Source organism: Gemmatimonadota bacterium, from assembly GCA_041390125.1.
GTDB lineage: Bacteria > Gemmatimonadota > Gemmatimonadetes > Longimicrobiales > Gaopeijiaceae > JAGQIF01.
In genome coordinates this window covers 1-7,899 of record JAWKQN010000036.1, presented here as the reverse complement: position 1 = coordinate 7,899, position 7,899 = coordinate 1, and the positions used below count along the sequence as shown (strand labels likewise).

The window sequence follows — 7,899 nt, the reverse complement described above, 5'->3', positions numbered from 1 at the left end:
CTTCGCCGCATCGTCTACCGCGTGCGGGTGGGGGTGGGGGCCGAGCTCGGCGACGGCATCAACCGCGCGCGCGCCACGGGCGCCGGTGGCCTGGCGGCGAGCAACGAGGCCGTGGCGGCCGTGGGTCTGCGCCGGGGCGTCTTCACGGACGAGGGCCTGATCGTCGGGCGCGTCTGGGTGGACATCTGCGCGTGCGCCGCAGACAGCGGGACCGCGACCGGCGAGGACGTTCTCGGCGTTCCCGGTGTCCGTGTCTACCTGCACGACGGCACGTCGGCGATCACCGACGCCCAGGGACGCTACTCGTTCGATGGGCTGCAGCCGCGCCACTGGCTGGTGCGGGTGGATGAGCGCACGCTGCCTGCCGGCATGCGGTTGGACGCGCTGACGGCACGCCACCTGGCCTCGGGATCGAGCAAGCTGGTGGACCTGACGCGCGGCGAGATGGCGCGCGCCGACTTCGGCGACCGCACGGCGACGGTCGCCGTCGTGGCCGAGGCGCGCGCGCGCGCGGCGCTCGGGCCGGTGCCGGACGTGGCGCTCGCGGACGCCAGGGCGTTGCGCGCCGGAACGGAGTTGCGGCGAGCGCCGGCGCCCTGGGCCGCGGGCGCGCTCCGCACGCCGTTCACGTCCACCGTGCCTCCGCGTCCGGCGTTGTTCGGCCTGGCCGCGCCGAGCGCGGCGAGCCCGGTACCGGGCGGTGCCGATCAGGCCCTGCTGGCGCCCCTGTTCCGGCGTCCGGGCTCCTCGTCCGGGATGGCCTTGGACCCGACCGCCGACCGCCATGGCCGCACGTCCGCCACGACCGGTCCGGGCGCAGGGCGGGAGCGGCTGGGCATGCTGCTGATGGGATTCGTGCAGGGCCGGATCGACTGGCGCTCCCTGAGCGATGGGGAGCTCCTCACACCGGGCGTGCGCGACCGGTTCCAGGAGGCGCTGGTCGAGTTGTCCCAGACCAGCGACGACGGTACCCGCATGGCCGGAGCACGGGTCGCCGCCTTCGCGACGGGAGATGTCGGGGATGGATGGCAGGCCACGGTCCGGGTCGACACCGAGACGGATCGGGGTCGCCGCTTCTTCAACGACATCCGACCGGACGAGCTCTACGACGTGTTCGGCGACGCTGCGCCGCACCTGTTCGAGGCCCAGTCGAAGGGTCGGGTCTTCGGGGCCCTGGCGCGCGGAGACTCCTACGCGCTCTACGGGGACTTCAACACGGCGTCCTACGACCCCGCCTCCCAGCTCGGACGCTACGCGCGCACGCTGAACGGCGCTCTGCAACAGTACTCGTCGGACCGTGTCGCGCTGCGCACCTTCGCGAGCCGCGATCGCTTCCAGCAGCGGGTCGACGAGATCCCGGCCCTGGGCATCAGCGGACCCTACGCGCTGAGCCGGACGGACGCCCTCCTCAACTCCGAGCGGGTGGAGTTGGTGACGCGGGACCGGACCCAGCCGGGCCTCATCCTGGACGTGACGCCCCTACAGCGGTTCACGGACTACACGATCGAGCCGTTCACCGGGCGCCTGCTCTTCAAGCGGGCGATTCCCTCGGTGGATGAGCGGCTGAACCCGATCAGCATCCGCGTGACGTACGAGGCGGAGGGCGGTGGTGCACGTCACTGGGTCTTCGGCGGGGAGGGACGCTTCAGCCCCACCGAGCGCCTGAGCGTCGGCGGCAGCGCCGTCCGGAGCGACGATCCGGTGGGCCGCTATGACCTGGCCTCCGTGAACGCCACGCTGGGCCTGGGCGCAGGCACCTGGCTGTCGGGTGAGCTGGCGCGGTCGGACAGCGCGGCCGTGTTGGAGGGCGCTGCTGCCCGGGCGGAGCTCTTCCATCGCTCCGACAAGGCCGAGCTGCGGGCGTTCTACCTCACGGCCGACTCGGTCTTCCGCAACCCGAGCGCGGGCGTGGCGTCGGGGCGCACCGAGATGGGGGTGAGTGGAAGAACGCTCCTGGGCGCGCGCACGGCGGTGTCGGCGGAGCTCATCCGCTCCGAGGATCAACGCACCGACGGTGTGCTCACCGGTGGTCGACTCGCAGTGGCGCGCAAGCTGAGCGAGCGTTGGAGCGCAGAGCTCGGCTTCCGGCATGCGACCGAGGAGCGCGCGGCCGTCGCGGAGAGCCTGGGTGTGGTACCCAACGACGTCAACGCCATCGGGCTGCGCCTGGAGTCGGCGTGGGCGGAGCGGGGAACCCTCTTCGCGGAGTTCGAACAGGACGTCCAGACCGCCGATGCCCGCCGTCTTGCCGTCGGGGGTGACCTGCGCGTGCTCGACCGGGCGCGTCTGTACGCGCAACACGAGCTGCTCTCCAGTCTGGCCGGGCCCTGGTCGCTCAACGGAATGCAGGAGCGGAATCGGACCGTGTTCGGTGTGGCCGCCGAATACCGTGAGGGACAGAGCGTCTTCTCCGAGTACCGGCTCGCCGACCGCCTGAACGGGCGGGAGGCCCACGCGGCGATCGGGCTGCGCAACCAGTGGACGCTACGCGAGGGCGTGCGCGTCAACACCACGTTCGAGCGGGTGGCGCCCGCCGCGTCCTCCGTCACCGGTCCTGCTCTGGCCGTCACGGGCGCGTTGGAGTGGGCCACCAGCCCGCTCTGGAAGGGCTCCGTACGAGGCGAGCTACGGACGACGGAGACCACGGACCAGGTCCTGGGCACGCTGGGCTTCGCCCGTCGGCTGGGTCGGAACACGACCCTGCTCGCCCAGAGTGCCCTCACCAAGGTTCTGGATGGCGGCGCGTTCTTCGAGCGCACGCGCCTGGGCCTGGCCTACCGAGGCGAGAGCCGCACGAGCTGGAACCTGCTCGCCCGCTACGAGCACCGCACGGACGAGGATCCGTTCGCTGCGGGAGGTGCGCTCGACCACCGTGCCCATGTGATCTCCAGCCACGTCAACGTGCGTCCCACCGAGCGCGTCACCACGCGCGCCGAATGGGCTGCGAAGTTCGCCACGGATCGATTCGGTCCGGTGGAGAGCGAGCTCTCCGCCCAGTTGCTCGCGGCTCGCGCCACCGTCGATCTGACCGGTGGTCTGGACCTCGGAGGCATCGCACGGACGCTGTTCGACGGGACCCGGCGTCAGCACGGTCTGGGCGTGGAGCTCGGCGTGCGACTGTCGCAGGACCTGCGTCTCGCCCTGGGCTACAACGCGTTCGGCTTCCGCGACGACGACCTGGCGCTCGACCAGTACACGGACAGGGGCTTCTTCGTGGATCTGACGTGGCGCTTCGACGAGAGCACGTTCGGGTTGGGTGAGCGGGGTGGACGCGTGGGCGAGGACACGTCCGTTCGCAGCCCCGTGGACGCGCGCCGATGCGACTGCGCGGCCGGGGCGCCCGCCGCCGCGCGCCCCGCCGCTCCGGTCCCGGCCGATACGGCCGCGGTGGAGTCCATCCGCAGACCTCTGCCCCCGGCGGATCCGGAGCCGGAGTCACCGGCGCCGGCGCAGCTCGTGGTGCCGAACGTGGTGCATTTCGCGTTCGATCGCGCCGATCTGGATGCCGTCAGCAAGGGTGTGCTGGATCAGGTCGTGGACGTGCTGGCCACCTACCCGGACGTCACCGTGGCCCTCTACGGCCACACCGATGTACGCGGCTCCGACGCCTACAACGTGGACCTGGGTCGGCGCCGCGCCCGCGCCGTGCGGGAGTACCTGGAAGGCCGAGGAATCGCTGCCGATCGCCTCCGCGAGGCATCGCGCGGGGAGAGCGAGAACCATCTGCCGGCCACGGAGGAGGTGGGGCACGCGCGGAACCGCAGGGTGGTGCTGTTCTACTTCACGCCCGACGGGATCCGCATCGAGACCCGGCGGCAGGAGGCGGATCTGAAGGTGCGGGGCGGTCTGTAGGAGGTCGGGGCCTGATCGAGGTGCCTCGTGGCTGGAGAGCACGCCGTGTCCTACGACTCGAACTCCCCTCTGCGGACCCGCAGCTCGAGAACGTCGATCGTATCCAGGAGCGCCGTGAAGGCTTCGCCGAACTCCGTGAGATCGTACTCCACGCGAGGGGGAACCTCGGGATAGCTCCGGCGCGTCAGGATGCCGAACCGCTGCATCTTGCGGAGCCGCTGATTCAGCACCTTCGCGGAGATCCCGACGCACGCACGTTCCAGCTCACCGGGCCGCCGCGCACCGCCACGGATCGCCGCCAGCACGGCCAGGGACCACTTGCAGCCGACGATGCTCTCCACCATCGCCGCCACCGGCGCATGCCCGACCGGTGGGATGTCCTGTGAACCTGCTCCCATCGTGCCACAATCCTTACCGTTCGGAACGTACCCGACCGATCGGTACCCGGTTGATCGTCTGCGGCGGCAGCATACCGTGGAGACCAGCCGGAGGTCCAGGTGGACCCCCGGATCCGTCCCGATCGGAGGATCCATGAAGACCCGAGCGACGTTCTACCATGCGGGCTGTCCCGTCTGCGTCTCTGCGGAGGAGACCTTCGCGCGCAGCCTGGATCCACAACGCTACGAGGTCGAGGTCGTGCATCTCGGTGAGCAGCGAGGACGCATCGCGGAAGCCAGTCGAGCAGGAGTGGAGTCGGTCCCTGCGCTCGTGATCGACGCGAAGCCCTATCACATCAACTTCGGCGCTTCGCTCTCGGATCTCGGCTGAGTGGACGGTGGGGCCGGAGGATCGGCCCCACTACCGCCGCTCCCGCTCCGGCGCTTGCGAGAACCCACGCAGCGCAGCCAGCCACTGCCGTGTGAGGATCGCCAGCACGCGCTCCCCCTTCTCGCGCGTCGCGAGCGTGGGATCCCCGAAGAGGCCGGTCTCGGAATATTCGGGGTCGTCGGGGTCCCGCGAGAACAGCCCGGGCTCGTAGCCGGGGTATCCGCGCGGCGTCAGGTCGCCGTAGTCCTGGACCGCCCGGTCCATGTGGACCAGATCGGGCTGCAGGAACAGGTGGATGGACGTCTCCAGCTCGTCCGCGTGCCCGCCGGCCGTCTGTTCGGCGATCGCGTCCACCTCGTCCGTCTCCAGGTCGTTCCAGGAGAGCACCAGGACGGGGATGCCGTACTGGACCCGCAGGTCGCGCGCGACCATGGAGATGGGCAGGCCGGTCGCCATGGAGATGCCGGTGTTCAGGAACACGATCCGGCGCGCGCCCTGCTCGGCCACCGACTTCGCGACCTCGTGGACGTACCGCCGGAAGACGTCGGGGTCGGCCACCTCGGTGCCCGGGAAGGCCCGGAACGCGGGGAACCACCCGTGCAGGATGGGCGGCGCCACCAGGACGTCCGTCGAGTCCACGGCCATCTGCATCAGGTACTCGAGCACACGGGCGTCGGCGTTCATGGGCAGGTGCGGCCCGTGTTCCTTCGCTCCCCCGCCGAACGGGATCACCACCAGTGGCGCTTCGCGGATGCGGACCTCGGCTTCGGGCCAGGTCAGCTCACCCAGGTGGGCGCCGCGGGTCTGGGCCATCGACGGAGCGCTGCACAGGGCCAGTGCGACGCAGGCGGAGATCGCAGACGAAGCGAAGGCGGCGCGCATGGGTCCTCCGGTGGATCGAGGGGGATCAGGCCCGGCGCCGAGGTCGGCCCGGGCCGGCCCGGAGCGCGGGTGTCGTCTTCGGCCCGCTCCAGGATGCCGAGGCGTCGCTCCGTCGCGAATCTACGACTTGATCCCAGGAAGCCGCACCGGCCCATCCAGCCACCCACGGACGCCGTGGGGCTGATAGGGCGCCTCCAGCTCCGCGCGCTCCTCCTCCGTGAGCTCCAGATCCACGGCCGCCACAGCGGATTCGATGTGCGCGACCTTGGTGCTGCCCACGATGGGGGCAGCCACGTTGGGCTGGGCCAGCAGCCAGGCCAGGGCCACCTGGGCGGGCTCCACACCCCGCCGCTCCGCCACCCGCACCGTGGCGTCCACCACGTCCCAGTCCGACGGGTGATCGTAGAGCTGATCGGCAAGCACGCCGTCGTCGCCATCCCGCGTGGTGGTGTCGTGGCTGCCGCGCTGGCGCTTTCCGCCGAGCATGCCCCGCGCGAGCGGTGACCAGGGGATGACCCCCAGGCCCTGGTCCACGCAGAGCGGGATCATCTCCCGCTCCTCCTCGCGGTAGACCAGGTTGTAGTGGTTCTGCATGCTCACGAAGCGGGCCCAGCCACTCCGCTCCGAGACGGACAGCGCCTTCATGAGCTGCCAGGCGTACATGGAGCTCGCCCCCAGATAGAGCACCTTGCCCTGGCGCACGAGCTGATCCAGCGCCTCCAGCGTCTCCTCCACCGGGGTGTCGTAGTCCCAGCGGTGGATCTGGTACAGGTCGATCTTCTCCACGCCGAGGCGCTTCAGGCTCGCTTCGCACGACTGGATGATGTGCTTGCGGGAAAGGCCCACCTTGTTCGGGCCGTCCCCCATGCGCAGGCGCACCTTGGTGGCCAGCACCACTTCATCCCGGCGCGCGAACTCCCGCAACGCCTTGCCCGTGATCTCCTCGCTCACGCCGATCGAGTAGACGTCGGCGGTGTCGAAGAAGTTGATGCCCAGCTCCACGGCGCGGCGGAAGTGCGGCAGCGCATCCTCCTCCTCCAGCACCCAGTTCCGCCACTGCTTGCTGCCGTAGGACATGCAGCCGAGCGCGATACGGGAGACGCTGAGCCCGGTGCTGCCGAGACGCGTGTACTGCACGGAGACCTCCTCGGGTGGAGCGACTACGGCCGCGCCAGGGCGGCGTGACGGAAGCAGCCCACCTCGTGGTCGTTGACCAGTCCGGCGGCCTGCATGAAGGCGTACATGGTGGTGGGACCCACGAAGCGGAATCCGCGCTGCTTGAGTGCCTTGCTCAGCCGACGCGAGTGATCCGTAGCCGACGGTGCGTCCCGGTAGGAGCGCAGACCGCTCTGCAGTGGGGTCCCCTCCACAAAGGACCACACGAACGCATCCAACGAGCCCATCTCGTCCTGGATGGCGGCCACTCCCTTCGCGTTCGCGATGGTCGACTCGATCTTGCCCCGGTGGCGTACGATGGCCGGGTTCTGCAGCAGGCGCTCCACGTCGCGCGCGGTCATGCGTGCCACCCGGTCCGCGTCGAAGCCGTGGAAGGCTGCGCGGTAGCCCTCGCGCTTCTTCAGGATGGTGGACCAGGACAGCCCGGACTGGGCGCCTTCCAGCGTGATCATCTCGAAGAGGTGCGCGTCGCCGTGGACGGGCACACCCCACTCGCGGTCGTGGTAATCCTGGTCCAGCGGACCGGCGCTCGCGACCCAGCCGCAGCGGATCCGTTCCGTCGGCTCAGTCACCGAGACAGATCCCCTGCGCACGGGCCGTGGCGATCACGTCGCCGCCGAGGGGAACGCGCTTCAGCTCGCGGATGGCGTCCACGATGGGCACGGCCTTCACCTCGGGAGGGTCCAGCGCCACCATGCAGCCGAAGTGCCCGTCCGCGATCATCTGCACCGCGGCGGCGCCGAACCGGAGCGACAGGAGGCGGTCGTAGGCGTTGGGGTGGCCGCCGCGCTGCAGGTGACCGAGCACGAGCGACCGGGTCTCCCTGCCGGTGTGCTCGGCGATCTGGCGGGCGAGCCGTTCGGCGATCCCCCCGTACCGGTCTGCGGCGTCCGGACGCCCGGTCTCGATGAAGACGGCGTCCTCGTTCAGGGCGCGGGCACCCTCGGCCACGGCCACGATGGCGAAGCGGCGTCCCCGGGCGTAGCGGTCCTCGATCGACGCGCAGACCCTGTCCAACCGGTAGGGGATCTCGGGGATGAGGATCACGTCGGCGGTGCCCGCCATTCCCGCGAAGAGCGCGATCCAGCCGGTGTGGCGGCCCATCAGCTCCACGACCATCACCCGCTCATGGGCCTCGGCCGTGGAGTGCAGCTTGTCCAGCGCGTCCGTGGCCGTATCCACCGCCGTGAAGAACCCGAAGGTGGCCGCAGTAGCGGCGAG

Annotated in this window: 7 protein-coding genes; 2 read left to right on the top strand and 5 right to left on the bottom strand. The window is 70.5% G+C overall.

Annotation, left to right across the window (positions count from 1 at the left end; all coding sequences use genetic code 11):
• A partial coding sequence (locus R3E98_21660; GenBank protein MEZ4426017.1) for an OmpA family protein occupies window positions 1-3,852 on the top strand: 3,852 nt, incomplete at its 5' end.
• Between the two features lie 50 nt (window positions 3,853-3,902).
• Here the strand turns inward: R3E98_21660 and R3E98_21655 are convergent.
• Entirely contained in the window at window positions 3,903-4,250 is a 348-nt protein-coding gene (locus R3E98_21655) for a winged helix-turn-helix transcriptional regulator (GenBank protein MEZ4426016.1), read from the bottom strand.
• 133 nt (window positions 4,251-4,383) lie between these two features.
• Between R3E98_21655 and R3E98_21650 the strand changes: the two genes are divergently transcribed.
• Window positions 4,384-4,620, top strand: a complete 237-nt coding sequence (locus R3E98_21650) for a thioredoxin family protein (protein MEZ4426015.1) — start codon at window positions 4,384-4,386, stop codon at window positions 4,618-4,620.
• 30 nt (window positions 4,621-4,650) lie between these two features.
• Here R3E98_21650 and R3E98_21645 read toward each other — a convergent pair whose 3' ends face one another.
• From R3E98_21645 to R3E98_21630, 4 genes are all read right to left on the bottom strand, one after another.
• Window positions 4,651-5,502 (bottom strand): creatininase family protein, encoded by an 852-nt coding sequence (locus R3E98_21645; protein ID MEZ4426014.1) that lies wholly within the window; start codon window positions 5,500-5,502, stop codon window positions 4,651-4,653.
• 120 nt (window positions 5,503-5,622) lie between these two features.
• Window positions 5,623-6,639, bottom strand: coding sequence for an aldo/keto reductase (locus R3E98_21640; GenBank protein ID MEZ4426013.1), 1,017 nt, complete (start codon window positions 6,637-6,639; stop codon window positions 5,623-5,625).
• Window positions 6,640-6,662: 23 nt separating this feature from the next.
• Window positions 6,663-7,229 (bottom strand): DNA-3-methyladenine glycosylase I, encoded by a 567-nt coding sequence (locus R3E98_21635; GenBank protein ID MEZ4426012.1) that lies wholly within the window; start codon window positions 7,227-7,229, stop codon window positions 6,663-6,665.
• A 13-nt stretch (window positions 7,230-7,242) separates the two neighbouring features.
• The coding region (locus R3E98_21630; GenBank protein ID MEZ4426011.1) for a 6-phosphofructokinase at window positions 7,243-7,899 on the bottom strand (657 nt) is incomplete at its 5' end.